Below are 16,595 nucleotides of genomic sequence, written 5' to 3' on the forward strand. Positions count from 1 at the left end.
TGCCACAGTTGTTCTTTACAGGAAGTAATCAATAAGAACATGGCTGTATGAGCAGAAACACCAGTGAGCTGCTCGGTCAGTTGAAAATTGACCGGGATACGGCTCCCAATGATTTACCGTCATCGCCCCGAAAAACCCTGCTGGCGGCTTCCTCCGGTGCAGTCGCCGGCCTGCTAGTTGGTTTTTTTGGCGCCTCCCTCTTGGCCGAAGACCCACCCGCAAGCCCTAACACAAACCCAACTCCCACCAACACACACACTACGCCATCTGCCCCCTCCAGCGCACACCTGGAGACGGTGTTGAATGCCTCCGGATATATCACCGCGCGACGCATGGCTACGGTGTCAGCAGAGGTGATGGGACTGATCAGCAGTGTAGATGTCGAGGAGGGTATGCAGGTACAGGAAGGTCAAGTGCTAGCCCGCCTCGACGACGTCAAAGCGCGCGTCAGCCTGGCATTTGCCCGTGCGCAGATTCAGGTACTGCAAGCCCAGGAAGCCAGTATTCTCGCCAAGCTAAAAGAAGCAGAGCGTCAGTACCGGCGTTTCGCTGGCTTGCGTGAAAAAAACTACTCCAGCAAAGCACAACTCACCCAGAGTGAGGCCACTGTTGAAGGCTTGAGAGCCGATTTAAACAGCGCTCGGGCAAATATTGAGGTGGCTAAACTGGAGGCCGAGCGACAGCGGGAGCGCTTGGAGGACCACACGATACGCGCGCCCTTTGCGGGAATCGTTACACAAAAAAATGCTCAGCCCGGCGAAATTGTCGCACCCAGCTCCGCCGGAGGCGGTTTCACCCGCACCGGTATCTGTACCATTGTGGATATGAACTCCCTGGAAATTGAAGTGGATGTCAATGAGGCATTTATCGGCCGGGTCTCCACTGGTCAAAGGGTAAACGCGAATCTTGACGCCTACCCGGAGTGGGATATTCCCGCCACGGTGGTGGCAATTATTCCAACCGCCGATCGCGCCAAAGCTACGGTGCGTGTGCGTATCGGTATCGATCAAAAAGACGCCCGTATCCTACCGGATATGGGGGTGAAGGTCGGCTTCCTGGCCGGGGAGGAAGTCGCTCTTTAACGGCACAAACTACGGCTCTAATTATTCATTAAAAAAGGAAATTACAGATGTCTGAAGATGTGTTGTTTCAGTTAAAAAATGTCGGCAAGAGTTTTATCAAAGGTAAAGAGAAAATCTCTATTTTTGACGATCTCAATATGAGTATTGAGCGAGGAGATTTTGTCGCCATTATGGGGCCTTCCGGCTCCGGAAAAACCACTCTGTTAAATATGCTCGGCGGTGTCGATCAACCCACCAGCGGGGAAATTTGGTTTGATGGTACCCGCATAGACTCCCTCAATGAGAGCGCCCTAACCCGTTGGCGCGCGCAGAATATTGGTTTTATTTTCCAGTTCTACAACCTGATGCCGATGCTCAATGCCCAACGCAATGTAGAACTGCCGCTACTGTTGACCAAGCTCTCCAAAGCACAGCGCCGCAAAAATGTCGAAACCGCCCTCGCTTTGGTGGGCTTGAGCGATCGCGCCAAACATATGTCCAGTGAAATGTCCGGCGGCCAGCAACAGCGGGTGGCCATCGCCCGCGCAATTGTTTCAGATCCTAAACTCATTCTGTGTGACGAGCCCACCGGTGATCTCGACCGCGCCACCGCCGATGAAATCCTGGAGATGCTGCAACTACTCAACCGCGATCACGGCAAGACTATCGTTATGGTTACCCACGACCCGGCCGCAGCCAAATACGCCAAACGCACCCTGCATCTCGACAAGGGACAATTTGTGCAGAGGGAAATAGTGGCATGAACGATCTCTATTTAATTTATAAAAACATGACGAGGAAACCTCTGCGGTTATTTCTCACCTGCTTTGCAATTTTTATCGCTTTTTTAATTTTTGGCGCAGTGACCAGTTTGAAATCTGCACTCAATTCCAGTGTGGAGTTATCCGCTGATAATCGCTTGGTAGTTTTTAACCGGATTAATTTCACCCAATCGCTACCCATCTCTTATTTCCAAAAAGTCGCTGCGGTCGAGGGAGTAAAAGATGTCACTCACCTGAACTGGTTTGGCGGTTATTATCAGGAACAAAGTAGACAAATTGTCTCGCTAGCAGTGGACCCCGAATCCTATTTACGCGTTTACGAAGAAATAGTGATTCCGGATGAGCAAAAACAGGCTTGGTTTAACAATCGTCAGGGCGCACTGATAGGTGAGAAACTCGCGCAAATATATGGCTGGAAAATTGGTGACCGGATCCCTATCTCCTCAAATATATTTACCCATAAAGATGGTGGCTATACCTGGGAGTTTGTAGTCTCAGGTATTTTTAAAGGGGATACCGAGCAGTACGATACTCGCCAAATGTTATTCCATTATAAATACTTCATGGAAACTCAGACATTTGGCAATGATTGGATAGGGTGGATGGCACTCACTACTGACGATCCCTCTCTCAATGAGAAAGTAGCCAAAACCATTGATGACAGTTTTGCCAATTCGCAAAGTGAAACCGATACCAGTACGGAAAAATCCTTTAATAAAGCTTTTATCGAGCAAATTGGCAATATCGGTTTGATTATTTTCTCGGTGGTTTTTACCGCGTTTTTCACCATTCTGATTGTGGTTGGCAATACCATGGCCTTGGCAATTCGCGAGCGCACCGGCGAGATAGCTGTACTCAAAACCCTGGGCTTTTCCAGCGCACGTATTTTTCGCATGGTGCTATCAGAATCCCTGTTGGTCGCATTTATCGGCGGTCTCTCCGGACTCGCTGCGGCCTGGCTGTTAGTTGAAGGAATAAAAACCTTTCTCGCCCGTTTCCTGCCCAACTTGATTCTCGATGGCGATATCGCTCTGCAGGCGCTGTTTTTTATGCTGCTGCTGGGAATTATTACCGGCTTGCTACCGGCTTTTAACGCGCTGCGACTGAATATTGTCTCAGCATTTAATCGTCAGCCCTAAATACATCAGATCGAGTTCCTAACACTATAGGTGCCCGATTGATCAAGCCCAACCGGAGGAAAGCCAATGGGCTCTCTAATTGCACAAATTATTTCAGTGACCCTAATGAATCTGGGCAGCCTGCGCCGGCGCCTGTGGATGTCACTGGCGATGGTACTGGCCTCGGCGGTGGTGGTGGCAATACTGCTGGCATTTCTCGCCATGGCCAAAGGCTTCGAAGAAACTATGCGCGGCGCCGGCTCCAACCAGATCGCCATCCTGATGCGCGAGGGTTCCTCCACCGAGCTCAACTCGGTGATCCTGCAGGATCAGGTCAACCTGATTAGCGAATCTGCAGGAGTCGCCCGCGACGCCAACGGCCCACAGGTTTCACCGGAACTCTATGTCATTGTGGATGGTATCAAAAAGTCCAGTGGTACCGAGGCCAATATCCCCCTGCGCGGACTCAACCAAACCGGTATGGCCATGCGCACCAACATGCACTTAACCGAAGGCCGTATGTTTGTTCCCGGAACCAATGAAATGATTGTCGGCGAGGGTGTCCTGCGGGAATTCAGTGGTTTCGAGATTGGCAAGGAAGTGCGCTTTGGTAAAAACCTGTGGACAGTTGTCGGAGTTTTTTCCACAGGGGGCAATATTTTTGAAAGTGAGCTGTGGGCAGATATCAAAACAATCCAGAGCCATTACAACCGTGGCAGCAGTTATCAGTCCATTCGCTTGCAACTGGACAATGACGACGGCCTGGCATCGGTCAAGGAAACCATTGCGCGGGAACCGCGCCTTAATCTCGAAGCGCAGACCGAGCGAGAATACTTCGCCAGTCAGGGTAAACAACTGCAGTACATCGCCACCTTTGGCTGGATTATCAGTGCGGTGATGGCCCTCGGTGCCCTGGCTGGAGCACTCAATACCATGTACACCTCAGTGGCGGACCGTGCCAAGGAAATTGCCACCCTGCGCGCCCTCGGCTTCAGTAATTTTTCCGCTTTCTGCGGCACGATTGCTGAAGCGATGGTACTGGCGGTGGCTGGTGGACTACTGGGGTCTTTGGCCGCCTACTTGTTCTTCGACGGCCTAAATACCTCAACCCTGGGCGGCAGTTTTACCCAGGTGGTGTTCAGTTTTGAGATGTCCCCAGACCTATTCTTGCAGGGCGCCGTGTTGGCGCTGGTAATCGGCTTTGTCAGTGGTTTTTTCCCCGCCTGGCGCGCCGCGCGTATGCCGGTAATTGTGGCATTTCGCCACGCGACGTAAATTTTACCTAGATGCCGATAGACAAAGGGGCCGCTCAGGCCCCTATGTTTGTTTGCGGTAAATTTTACTCTTGCCTTCCGGCTGTCTGCGAAAGCGCTTGTATTCCCACTGATACTGCTCCGGCGCCTGGGCGATGCAGGCCTCCACACCGCGGTTCATCGCCGCCAGGGATACTTTTTGCTCTTCACTGTAAATCGCTTTTTCTGCGGGGACAAAAACCAGCTCAAAACCGCCTTCTACACGCTTGCCAAACCCAAAAACCACATGGCACTTGGTGCGCTGTATCAGATTGTGCACCAGGGTCATAGTCAGGGCCGGGCGCCCAAAAAACGGGGCAAAGTCACCGCCCATATCCGGTTCCTGGTCGGGAAGAATCAGGGCTAAATCTCCAGCCTTCAATGATTTAAGCAGCGCGCGTACACCGTGCACATTGGTGGGCACCATCTTGCCGCCGGTTACTTCGCGCCCGCTGCGAATCACCGGGTCCAGGGCTTCTATTTTTGGAGGCTGGTAAAGTACAGCACAGGGGGACAAGGTACCCACATACAGGCCGAATATTTCCCAGTTGCCAGTATGCGGCATTAACACAATGGTGCCGCGCCCATCGGTCTCACCGGCGTTGAGTAACTGCTGATTTCGCACACGAACAATGGCATTTTCATTTTTTGCCCAGGGCGTATTCCACAGTGACGCCATCTCAAAACCCGCCATGGCCGTGTTGATCACACTCTCCCTTGCCAGCTTTTCGCGCTGTTTGGGGTCCATTGCCGGATAGCAGAGTTTGAGATTAATACGGCTCAGGCGCAGGCCTTCGGAACGAGTCCACACAACCATTTTGCCAGCAAACCAACCCAATCGCCGCGACCAGTGCAACGGCAATTTACCGATGATTTTCAGTGCCGCTACAGCAAGGCGCCCCTTAATATCCACTCACTACTTCCTATACAAAAACCACTTTAAAGTGGTCGTGTTGCCCAAGTATGGCCATTGAAACCTCTTGACGCGGCTATAGCGCTTTAAGCGCAGCAGTCGCTGCCGCTATAATTGCGTCCCTTTGCCCACAGCAGATACTGATCCGGAGATAGCGGTGTCCAAGCAATACGATCTCAGTACCTTCCAGGGACTTATTTTTGCCCTACAGGATTATTGGGCGCGCCAAGGGTGCGTCATTCTACAGCCTCTGGATATGGAAGTGGGCGCCGGCACCTTTCATCCGGCCACTTTCCTGCGCGCCATAGGCCCGGAAAACTGGAATGCGGCTTATGTACAGCCCTGCCGCCGCCCCACCGATGGCCGCTACGGCGAGAATCCCAACCGCCTTCAGCACTACTACCAATACCAGGTAGTGATGAAGCCATCCCCGGACAATATCCAGGAATTGTACCTCGATAGCCTACGCGCCATGGGCGTAGACCCGGCTATCCACGATATCCGCTTTGTGGAAGATAACTGGGAATCCCCAACCCTGGGCGCCTGGGGCCTCGGCTGGGAAGTTTGGCTGAACGGTATGGAAGTCACCCAGTTTACCTACTTCCAGCAGGTGGGCGGCCTCGAGTGCTACCCGGTTACCGGCGAAATCACCTACGGTCTCGAGCGTATCGCCATGTACTTGCAGGGGGTCGAGTCTATCTACGATTTAGTGTGGACCCGCAACCCGGACGGCAGTCCCGTCACTTACGGCGACGTTTTCCATCAGAACGAAGTGGAAATGTCCCACTACAACTTTGAACACGCCGATGTGGAGTTCCTGTTCGCCACCTTCGATCACTGCGAGCGCGAGAGCACACGCCTGATTGAGCTGGGCCTGCCGCTGCCCGCTTACGAGCAAGTTATGAAGGCCTCCCACGCCTTCAATCTGCTGGATGCGCGCCACGCCATCTCAGTGACCGAGCGCCAGCGCTATATCCTGCGCGTACGCACCCTGGCCCGCGCCGTGGCACAGGCTTACTACGATGCGCGCCGCGCCTTAGGCTTCCCCATGGCAGATGAAGCACTGCGAGCAGATATTTTGGCGGAAGACATCGAGCAAGAGGAGAAGCAGTAATGGCTCAGGATTTTCTGGTAGAACTGGGCACCGAAGAGCTGCCACCCAAGGCGTTACACAAATTGATGAGCGCTTTCGCCGATGGTATTACCCAAGGCCTCAAAGGCGCCGAGTTATCTTTTGGCGAAGTGAAAGCCTACGCAGCCCCCCGCCGCCTGGCTGTAGCGGTATTCGGTTTGGCAGATAAGCAGCAAGACAAACAAATTGAAAAGCTGGGCCCGGCCGTCAAAGCCGCCTTCGATAAAGAAGGCAAGCCCAGCAAGGCCGCAGAGGGTTTCGCCCGCAGCAACGGCGTAACCGTTGAAGAGCTGGGACGCAAATTGACCGACAAAGGCGAGCGCCTGGCCTTTATCAGTGAACAGAAAGGCGCTGAAACTGAATCCCTGTTGGCTGGTATTGTCGAAAAGGCACTGGCTCAGCTTCCTATTCCCAAGCGCATGCGCTGGGGTGCGCGCCGCGAAGAGTTTGTGCGCCCGGTGCACTGGCTCGTCATGCTGTTTGGCAACAAGGTCGTAGATGGTGAAGTACTCGGCTTGAAAGCCGGAAAAACCAGCCGTGGTCATCGCTTCCACTGCAATCGGGAACTGGAGATCCACTCCGCCCACGACTATGCACAAGTTCTGCGCGAACCCGGCTACGTCATGGCAGATTTCGCCGAGCGCCGCGAAGCCATTCGCGCTCAAGTTATTGCCGAAGCCAATAACGTCAATGGTGAAGCGGTCATCGACGACGACCTGCTCGACGAAGTCACTGCGCTGGTGGAGTGGCCTGTCGCCCTTACCGGCCGCTTCGAAGAGCGCTTCCTGGAAGTGCCCGCTGAAGCCCTGATCTCCTCCATGAAGGAGCACCAGAAGTATTTCCACGTAGTCGATGAAGATGGCCAATTGCTGCCGTTCTTTATCACTGTGTCCAATATCGAGAGCCAGGATGCCGCCCAGGTTATCCACGGCAATGAGCGCGTAATCCGGCCGCGCCTGGCGGATGCTGCCTTCTTCTTTGAGACCGACAAGAAGACCAGCCTGGAATCACGCCGTGAGAAACTGCGCCAAATCGTATTCCAGCAGCACTTAGGTAGCGTCTACGACAAGACTGAACGGGTAGCTGCCCTAGCCCGCACCATCGCTGAGAAAACCGGAAGCAACGGCGACTGGGCCGAGCGCGCCGGCCGCCTGTGTAAATCGGACCTGGTTACCGAGATGGTGTTCGAGTTTGCCGATATGCAGGGCATCGCCGGCTACTACTACGCCGAAAACGACGGCGAGCCGTTGGATGTGGCCAAGGCCATGTACGAGCAGTATATGCCCAAGTTTGCCGGTGACGAGCTGCCCGCCAGCGACACCGGTACTGTAATTGCCCTGGCAGATCGCCTGGATACTTTGGTCGGCATCTTCGGCATAGGCCAACCCCCCAGCGGCTCCCGCGACCCCTTCGCCCTGCGCCGCGCCAGCCTGGGCATCATCCGCATCCTCGTTGAAAAGCGCCTCGATCTGGACCTGCGAGAATTGCTGGAATTGGCCCGCGACAACTACCCGCGCACCGCCCTGGGTGAATACGACAAGGTGGTAGAGCAGACCCTGCAATACGTACTGGAGCGCTTCCGCGCCCGCTACGAGGATCAGGGCATTGCCGCCGAGGTATTTATGTCGGTTGCCGCGCGCAAGCTGTCGCGCCCGCTGGATATCGACAACCGTGTGCACGCGGTTAACGCCTTCAGCCAACTACCGGAGTCCGGCGCCCTGGCAGCAGCGAACAAACGCGTTTCCAATATCCTCGCCAAGCTGGATGGCACAGTGCCCAGCAGTGTCGATGAAGCACTATTGCAGGAGGAAGCGGAGAAAGCCCTGTTCGCCGCTGTACAGGTTGCCCGCACAGAAGTTGAACCGCTGTATAGCGATGCGCTTTTCGCCGAAGGGCTCGCCGGCCTGGCGGGCCTGCGTGAAACCGTGGACAACTTCTTCGACCATGTGATGGTAATGAGTGACGACGAGCAACTGCGCAACAACCGCCTGGCCCTACTGGCCCAGCTGCGTGCACTGTTCCTCGAAGTTGCCGACATCTCCCTGTTGGTTCCAGCCAAGTAATAGCGACTTGAAGCGGGGCTCTGCGCCCCGCCTCAACGAAACAGGCGAATCGACATGGCAATAATTCTTCTTGGCCGCGATGGGGTCATTAATCAAAACCCCAACCAGTTCGTAAAATCCGCAGACGAATGGCAGCCCCTGCCCGGCAGTATTGAAGCACTGGCTGCGCTCAGTCAGGCTGGCCACCAACTGGTGATTGCCACCAACCAGAGCGGCCTGGCCCTGGGCCAGTTTGACTTGGATGACTTGGAGGCGATACACGCCAAGATGCGTTCCCTGGTAGAGGATGCAGGCGGTGAAATTGCCGCGATTTTCTACTGCCCCCATGGGCCTGAAGACAACTGCCGTTGCCGCAAACCCCAGGCGGGCCTGCTGGATGCCATCGAAGCGGAATTCGACACCAGCTTGCATGGCTGCTATCTGCTCGGTGATAAACTGGCCGATTTACAGCTGGCCTTGGCCAAGGGGTGTAAGCCGGTCCTACTAAAAACCGGTGCAGGCGCAGAAACCCTGCAACAGCTAGTAGAGAGCCCCGATCCGCGTCTGGCGGAAACCGCTGTGTTTGCCGACTTAGCCAGTTTCAGCCTGTTTCTAGTGGGCCCCTGAGCCCACTGATATCTCTTTTACAGCCCTCTAAATTTAATGAGCTTTTCCAATCTCGCGGAAAAGCGTCATCAGAAACCCTCTCCACTACTGCGCCACCTCGCATTTGTGACTTACTTTTTTTTCTTTCTCGCCAGTTAGCAAAAATAGTACAAAACAATGACTATGACGCCAGTTTATTGAGTCCTGCGACACATTACTTTAAAAGCGAGTCACAGGTCGGGTGGCTTTATCCCAGTGAAAGCGCGCTCTGCCAGACCAAGGATGGCTTGTTGGGTGTCAGTGACATTGGATAAACAGCGCACTTTCTCTCCCACCTCTACCCGCCTGTTAAAATAAAAAAATGGGACAACTCAATGAAAAGAAAAATAATTTCCTCGCTTATTGCGGGCCTGCTGTGCTCTGGCAGTAGTTTCGCAGCCTCAGTAGCAGACACGCTCACCCCCGAAATCCAAAAGAATAAAAAGGTCTATATCGTACAGCTCGATGGCGAGCCACTCTCCACCTACAGCGGCACAGTCGCGGGCCTCTCCAGCGCTAAGTCCAATGTACGTCGCAAGGCTGACCCGCGCAGTAGTAGCTATCGCCACTACTCCGATTTTCTCAAAACACGTCGTCAACAGGTGCTTTCTGCGGTGCCCGGCGCACGCAAAGTGCATGAATACAAGGCGGCCTTCAACGGCTTTGCCGCAGTTATGAGTGAAAAGGATGCCGAAGCACTGCGTAGCCATAAAGATGTGAAAGGCGTCTGGGAAGATCGCCTGCTGAAAATGCATACCGATTCCACTGCAGACTTCCTCGGCCTGACAAATACACCCAGTCCCTGGCTCTGGGGAATCACCGGTGAGGATGTGGTCGTGGGTGTAATCGACTCGGGTATTCATCCAGAACACCCGAGCCTGATGGATGTTCCAACGCCACGGCAGGGCAATCGTGGCGTCAATATTTCCTATGGTCCGGTGCCTGAATCCTTTATCGGTGAGGGCTGTGAGTTTGGTAACACAGACTTTAACCCCGGTGACGCCGCCTTTACCTGCAATAACAAACTGATCAAGGCCAAGTCTTTTTCAGACGCCTTCCTCTCCAACAAGACTCTGGCGGATTACGAGTTTCTCTCTGCACGGGATGCGGACGGACACGGCACCCACACCGCCACCACTGCCGCAGGGAACTACGGTGTAGTGACCCCAGATGGGAAAACCCTGACCGGTATGGCGCCGCGTGCCCGTATCGCGGCCTATAAGGTGTGCTGGGATGCCCCAGACCCGGACGATAGCGGCTGCTCCTCGGCAGACTCCATGGCTGCTATTGACGAAGCCGTGGCCGACGGTGTGGATGTCATCAACTTCTCAGTGGGTGGCTCCAGTACCGTTTTTACCGGTGCCGATGAGATCGCCTTCCTGTTTGCCGCCGATGCGGGCGTTTTTGTTGCCACTTCTGCTGGCAATAATGGCCCAGGCCCACAAACAATGGGCACGCCTTCTGGTGTCCCCTGGATTACCGCAGTGGCGGCCGCCGAAGACGACCAGAGCTTTGGCACGGCCCTGCAGGTGGATGCCCCTGAAGCGGTTGTGGGCACCTACGATGCTCGTGAAGGCAACGGCCCGATCACTATGGAAGATGCAGGTCTACTATCGGCACCTGTTGTTGTGGGTGCCCCTCTGGAGGCCTGCTCCGCACTCACCAACTCCGAGGCCATTGAAGGCAAAATCGCGCTGGTGAAGCGTGGGGGATGCTCCTTCAGTACTAAATACAACAATGCTGCAGACGCCGGCGCAGTGGCCATTGTTGTCTATAACGACGGCAGTGCTGTAGACCGTATGGATCCGATCGTTATGTCGGCACCGGATACTACGATCCCAGGTGTGATGATTCGCCATGCGGATGGCGCCATGCTGGTTGAGAATTCGGGGGTCACGGGCACCCTGGATCCAGAGCTGAAGATTTCCCGCGAAGACCGCATCGCCAGCTTTTCTTCCCGCGGCCACAACGTGGGTGCGACGGATATTATCAAGCCGGATGTGGCAGCACCGGGCGTAGGCATTCTCGCCGGTACTTCACCGGTACTGAGTGGCGGCAACCTATTCGCCGCCAAAAATGGCACCTCCATGGCCAGCCCCCATGTCGCCGGTATTATGGCCCTGTTAAAACAGGCTCATCCGGACTGGAGCCCGGCTATGGCCAAATCCGCACTGATGAGTACGGCGCGCACCAACCTGCAAAAGTCCTTCGGACCCGAAGCCGCTGATCCCTTCGATATTGGTGCTGGCGCTATAGTGCCCGCCGCGGCTTTCGACCCCGGTCTAGTCTACGATGCCGGTTTCAACGACTATCTAGCCTTCCTCTGTGGCGCAGAAAATCAGCCGCAGATTATCGAGGCCAGTACCTGTGAGGGACTGGTTTCCGCTGGCTATTCTTTGGATTCCAGTGATCTCAACCTGCCATCAATCGGCATCGGTGAATTGGTTGGCACCCAAACCATCAAGCGCCGTGTCACCAGCGTCGGCCGCGGTCAGAGATGGTATTGGGCTTCTGTAGAGGCACCCGCAGGTGTCGAGGTCAGTGTTAACCCTAAAACCCTACGCCTTAGAGAGGGAGATAGCGCCGAGTTTGAAGTTACCTTTACGGTTACCGAAGAAGCGGCCATGAACGAGTGGGTATTTGGCGAATTAAGCTGGAAATCTGTTGGTTTACGCCAGGAAGTACGCAGTCCTATCGCTGTACGCCCGGTTCCACTATCCACAACTCAGAAGATCAGTGTCGATGGCAGCGATGGTGCAGTAAACCTGCCCGTACAATTTGGTTATAACGGCAACTATCAAGTGGATATCAACGGCTTGGCGGAAGGCGTACCTTTCCCTGGTAGCGTTGAGGATGGAGAAAACCAGCTGATTTTCTTCGATATTCCGGAGGGTACAAAGCTTGCCCGCGTAGCCTTATTTGATGCGGATGTGGGCGATGGTAGTGGCAGCGACGACTTGGATTTACAAGTCTACGGCCCCGGCCCCGATTTCCCAGAGGTGGGCACCAGTGGCTCACCGACTTCCGCTGAATCTGTCGATTTGGTCAATCCCGCCGCAGGTCAGTATGCGGTATTCGTAGTGGACTACGCCTCTGCGGAGGGCCCTACGCCATTTACCCTATTTAACTTTAACCTGAGTGGAGACAACGGCAATACCCAGCTCATAGCTCCGCCGCAGGCACAAATAAATAGTAGTGGCACTATCAATCTGGAGTGGCTGGATCTCTCCCCTGGTACCCGAGCCTTGGGAATTCTCAGCCACGGTAACGGTGAGACCGTATTTGCCGAAACCGAAGTTATGGTGAATACCCAATAGAAAGCCATTCCCTCCAATGATTGACAGAGAGGGGGGTATTTTTAGAAACCGGCCGAGCTATTGGTCTTGGCCGGTTTTTTTATTTACAACGTAATTTACCCTGTTGCCGAATAAAAGCTTCAGCAATATCCATTGAGATACGACCAAAATCCCAAAAAGCTTTTGTTTTACGGTTGATATTTACTGCCACTGACAGGTTGTGATCCGGCATAATCATCAACCAGCTTTGACTGCCGCGGCTGACACCACCATGATTAGCATGACGCACTATTCCCACAGATGGAATTTCTTGTTCTCGGTACCGCCAACCCAACGCATAGTGCTGCTTATTGACCTCTCCATTAGCAAGCTTTTGTGGGGACCAAAAAACTTCCCGGGTTTCAGCAGCTAAAAAGTTGTCGTCGAGATAGTGTGCACCAAGCTTTACCAGGTCAGTGGGTGTGGAAATAAAACCACCTCCCGGCAGACGATGACTTAAATCCACCGGTCGCCATTCACGCAGGCGAAGTTCATCCCCGCTTAAACCATTACTTTTATAGAAACGGGCAATATTTCTTTCCATATTGCCATTTAATGGAGAGACCTCAGTATTTTTCATTCCGGCAGGAATAAAGACTTCGTCTTCCATCACATTCAAATAGCTTTTTTGCTCTGAACCAGCCAGAACTGCTCCCAGAAGAACAGTCCCCAAGGTGCTGTAATAAAAATTTGTGCCTGGTTGGAATAACAATTCACTATTGTCAAAAATTTCCAGGGCCTGGTACATACTATCGTAATGAGTGTCCAGTGCCAGTGTCTTATACAAACCAAGCCAATCAGAATTCTTCTTATAATGTGGTAAACCCGACATATGAGAGGCCAACTGGCGTGGAGTTATCTCTGCCCATTCCGGGTTGGGCAATGCTTCTAGGTAGTTTGATATTGAACTGTCAAGGTCAACACTTCCCTTCTGTGCCAAGCGCGCCAGAGCTGTTCCAGTCAGAGCCTTAGAGGTACTGCCGATACGAAAACGTGTCTCAGTGGTAACAGGTATTTGCTCTTCCAAATCTGCCCATCCAGATGCGCCAGCCCAAACAAGCTTGCCACAAGTCGAGACTGCAGCAGAAATTGCAGGAGAACCAATCTTCTGGCGATGCTTTTCAATGGCTTTAAGCGACTGATCTGCTGCCGGTTGCAGCTCTTTTTGGTAAAGCTTTTGTGTCGATGGTGCCTCGGTGGCTAACGCTTGCCAACCAAATGGACTAAGTGGTAACGAATCCAGAGACCAGGCATAAAATTGATAAACCGGCCAGAGCAAATAGCCAATACAAGACAGCAGGGCAAAGATACCCAACACAAACTTTTTATTTTTCATTTGATCTATCTATTTAGCCCCTAAGCCATATCTGTGAGATCTAACGGTTAACACGTACCCAAAAATTTTGAACCTAGAATTATTACATTGCAGCTATTGGAACAAGAGACACACTTACGACGAATTCTGACATTTTAATTGGGAAGCAATCTAAGAAAGTGTTTTTCCCATACTGTAACTATTCATCTTTTTTAGTTGAAAAAGCAGTCATTCAGGAGAATTAAAAAATTATCAAAAGGCCAATAATTCATTTAATTCTCAATTGAACACAGCCGAACACAAAATAATATTATTTCACGATGGATTATGAGTTTGCCTTTGTAGTTTTATTTAATGAAATCGCCGGCGAAACTCACTGGGAAGTATGCCTTTATGTCTTCGAAACGTGCGTCTCAATTGCTCCTGGGATTGAAAGCCACATAGACAGGCTATTTTTTCCTGCGACAGGTTTTGTTCAGACAACAATTGGCAGGCTTTTTCCACACGGATATTTTCGACAAAGCGCGCTGGGGTCACTCCCAGCTCCTTGAGAAAGCAGCGGGAAAAATTACGGGGACTCATAGCAGATTCCTGCGCCAATTTTTCTACTGTGAGAGACTGATTTAAATTTTGGTAAATCCACTCGACAAGTCTGGCAAAGCGATCACTCTGTTGCTGATTCATCAAGTGGCTGCTGTATTGCCGCTGGCCGCCATCTCGCTTGAGATAGAGGACCATTAGCTTGGCGATTGCCAGTGCCAAACTACGCCCATGATCTTCCTCGACTAACGCCAGAGCGAGATCAATACCCGCGGTAATACCGGCCGAGGTATAAATATGATCATTACATACATAAATCGCATCAGGATCTACTTCAATATCGGCAAACTGCCGTAGCTCATCCACATTTGCCCAATGGGTAGTTGCTTTATGACCAGACAGCACCCCAGCCTTAGCCAAAATCAAAGCACCATTACAAATTGAGCCCATCCGTTTAACCACCTGTTTTTGTTCACACAGCCAGTCGAGAATATCTGTTTGGGAATAGAGGGCTTTATAACTTCCAGGCGGCCCACCACTCATCAACAGGGTGTGGATATCTTTCACCTCACGATATCCACAATCCGCATACAGCTTTACACCCGTGCCCATCTGTACCAGCCCGGATTCTTCAGCCAATAACTGGATTTTGTAAAAGTCAGAAGGGTAACGCCCCTCCTCACGGAGGAGATGATTGGCCAGAGCAAAAACCTCCAGTGGCCCAGTCACATCCAAGCTGGAAGCGCCCGGATAGATAAACATGGCAATTTGAATAGACTGGTCCTGAGTCAATTTCATTGATAGAGTTTTCCACAACGCCAACAAGGCACAATTTTATCTTGGCGGTAAATTCTGCCGATTAATTCGCACTTTACCAACCATTTCTGCTAAATACCCCTTCTCCTGCAGAGGTTGTGACTACATTTATTGTCGAGAATACATTATGTTTGTAAGTGCTCACATCTTTAGTGAGCTACTCTGCTTACTTAATATCTGAATTCCTGTGGGTTATCCACAAGATGACCCAGTAGCTAGTTATTCACACTTTTACTCGCACTTTGCTCTTTGATCACTGCACATCGATCCTGTTTATCCACAAAGACTCGAAATCCTTGACCTATCCCCCGAGCCAAGCACAATTGCCTCCGCGAATCACCCCAGCTTACGGAGACCCCAATTGGCGGAATTAATATTGAATCGCGGCGCAGAGCGCCGTTTAAAGCGCGGCCACCTGTGGATATACAGTAATGAGGTGGACACCAAGCGCTCCCCGCTGAAAGGCTTGGAAGCGGGGAGCCAGTGCCAGGTTCTGGATAGTCAGGGTAAACTTCTGGGCACAGCCTGGGTCAACCCCAGTCAATTAATCTGCGCCCGCCTATTGAGCCGCAAGGACAATTTTTCCGAAGACGACATTAGTGAGCGCTTGCAAACTGCATTGCTACAGCGGCAACGCTACTTCGACCACCCCAGCTACCGTATGGTTTACGGAGATTCCGATGCCCTACCGGGGCTGGTCGTTGATCGCTTTAACGATCATATAGTCGTACAAGTCAGCAACTGGGGCATGGATCGCTACCAACAGGTGGTTGTGGATAAGTTAATCGAGCTGACTCAACCTACAGGAATTTTACTGCGCAATGATCACCAGGGCCGTGCAGTTGAGGATATGCCCCTCATTAACCAGATTGCTTACGGAGAAGTGCCAGAACTAGTGCCCTTTGAGGAAAATGGCGTTCCGCTTTTGGCGCCAGTTCACCAGGGGCAAAAAACCGGTTGGTTCTACGATCACCGCGAAAACCGCCGCCTGTTAAACCGCTGGGTACGAGGGAAGCGTGTGTTGGACCTTTTCTCCTATGCGGGCGGCTGGGGAATCCAGGCTCTGGCCAACGACGCCAGTCACGCAGTTTGTGTAGATGCCTCGCAGCAGGCCCTGGACTGGTGTCAATTGAATGCACAGCACAACGGTTTTGCCGACAGACTGGATACCGTGCAAGGTAAGGCGCTAGAGGTTCTGAAGGCCATGGTGGCCGAGGGCGAGAAGTTTGATGTCATAGTGCTCGACCCCCCCGCGTTTATTAAAAGACGCAAAGATCACAAGGCCGGCCTTGCCGCTTACCGCCACATTAACGAACTGGCTATGCGTTTACTGTCACAGGATGGCTTGTTAGTAAGTGCTTCCTGCTCTATGCATTTACAATCGGATGAACTGCTCGACTGTGTACGCGGTGCGGCGCACCGATTGGGCCGTAGAGCTTCAATACTCGCCAGCGGTGGCCAGGGCGCAGACCATCCAATACATCCGGCAATTCCTGAGACCAACTACCTTAAGGCTCACTTTGCCCATCTGGGCGGCAGCCGCTGGTAGCGTGCATCTATTCGCTATAAAAGAAACCCCGGCGAAAGCCGGGGTTTCTAATTGA

At 52.7% G+C, this 16,595-nt stretch carries 12 protein-coding genes; 9 read left to right on the forward strand and 3 right to left on the reverse strand.

What is annotated here, in order from left to right:
* Nucleotides 1-47 precede the first annotated feature (47 nt).
* The 4 genes from ACJJIT_RS19575 (at nt 48) to ACJJIT_RS19590 (ending at nt 4,236) form a co-directional block, all read left to right on the forward strand.
* A complete protein-coding gene (locus tag ACJJIT_RS19575) occupies nt 48-1,082 on the forward strand; it encodes an efflux RND transporter periplasmic adaptor subunit (RefSeq protein ID WP_444899418.1) in 1,035 nt (344 codons plus the stop codon).
* Between the two features lie 47 nt (nt 1,083-1,129).
* Nucleotides 1,130-1,825, forward strand: coding sequence for an ABC transporter ATP-binding protein (locus ACJJIT_RS19580; protein WP_444883271.1), 696 nt, complete (start codon nt 1,130-1,132; stop codon nt 1,823-1,825).
* Nucleotides 1,822-2,982, forward strand: coding sequence for an ABC transporter permease (locus ACJJIT_RS19585; protein WP_444888978.1), 1,161 nt, complete (start codon nt 1,822-1,824; stop codon nt 2,980-2,982). The genes ACJJIT_RS19580 and ACJJIT_RS19585 overlap by 4 nt, the downstream gene beginning before the upstream one ends.
* Before the next feature lie 66 nt (nt 2,983-3,048).
* A complete protein-coding gene (locus ACJJIT_RS19590; RefSeq protein WP_444899419.1) occupies nt 3,049-4,236 on the forward strand; it encodes an ABC transporter permease in 1,188 nt (395 codons plus the stop codon).
* Nucleotides 4,237-4,278: 42 nt separating this feature from the next.
* Here the strand turns inward: ACJJIT_RS19590 and ACJJIT_RS19595 are convergent, their stop codons facing one another.
* On the reverse strand, nt 4,279-5,166 hold the full coding sequence (locus ACJJIT_RS19595) for a lysophospholipid acyltransferase family protein (RefSeq protein ID WP_444899420.1): 888 nt from the start codon (nt 5,164-5,166) through the stop codon (nt 4,279-4,281).
* A gap of 157 nt (nt 5,167-5,323) precedes the next feature.
* Here ACJJIT_RS19595 and glyQ point away from each other — a divergent pair, with 157 nt between their 5' ends.
* The 4 genes from glyQ (at nt 5,324) to ACJJIT_RS19615 (ending at nt 12,302) form a co-directional block, all read left to right on the forward strand.
* On the forward strand, nt 5,324-6,280 hold the full coding sequence (gene glyQ / locus ACJJIT_RS19600) for a glycine--tRNA ligase subunit alpha (protein ID WP_444883267.1): 957 nt from the start codon (nt 5,324-5,326) through the stop codon (nt 6,278-6,280).
* Nucleotides 6,280-8,361 carry a glycine--tRNA ligase subunit beta gene (gene glyS, locus ACJJIT_RS19605; protein ID WP_444899421.1) on the forward strand — a complete coding sequence of 694 codons (2,082 nt, stop codon included), beginning with the start codon at nt 6,280-6,282 and terminating at the stop codon, nt 8,359-8,361. Before glyQ ends, glyS begins: the two co-directional genes overlap by 1 nt.
* A 54-nt stretch (nt 8,362-8,415) precedes the next feature.
* A complete protein-coding gene (gene gmhB / locus ACJJIT_RS19610; protein WP_444899422.1) occupies nt 8,416-8,967 on the forward strand; it encodes a D-glycero-beta-D-manno-heptose 1,7-bisphosphate 7-phosphatase in 552 nt (183 codons plus the stop codon).
* Nucleotides 8,968-9,320: 353 nt separating this feature from the next.
* Nucleotides 9,321-12,302, forward strand: a complete 2,982-nt coding sequence (locus ACJJIT_RS19615) for a S8 family serine peptidase (RefSeq protein WP_444899423.1) — start codon at nt 9,321-9,323, stop codon at nt 12,300-12,302.
* A gap of 79 nt (nt 12,303-12,381) precedes the next feature.
* Here the strand turns inward: ACJJIT_RS19615 and ACJJIT_RS19620 are convergent, their stop codons facing one another.
* Both ACJJIT_RS19620 and ACJJIT_RS19625 read right to left on the reverse strand, forming a co-directional pair.
* On the reverse strand, nt 12,382-13,656 hold the full coding sequence (locus ACJJIT_RS19620) for a serine hydrolase domain-containing protein (protein ID WP_444899424.1): 1,275 nt from the start codon (nt 13,654-13,656) through the stop codon (nt 12,382-12,384).
* A 330-nt stretch (nt 13,657-13,986) separates the two neighbouring features.
* Nucleotides 13,987-14,973 carry a GlxA family transcriptional regulator gene (locus ACJJIT_RS19625; RefSeq protein ID WP_444899425.1) on the reverse strand — a complete coding sequence of 329 codons (987 nt, stop codon included), beginning with the start codon at nt 14,971-14,973 and terminating at the stop codon, nt 13,987-13,989.
* Nucleotides 14,974-15,352: 379 nt separating this feature from the next.
* Here ACJJIT_RS19625 and ACJJIT_RS19630 point away from each other — a divergent pair, with 379 nt between their 5' ends.
* Entirely contained in the window at nt 15,353-16,540 is a 1,188-nt protein-coding gene (locus ACJJIT_RS19630; RefSeq protein WP_444899426.1) for a class I SAM-dependent rRNA methyltransferase, read from the forward strand.
* Nucleotides 16,541-16,595 lie beyond the last annotated feature (55 nt).

This window comes from Microbulbifer mixtoriginis (SeqCode), assembly GCF_052467515.1.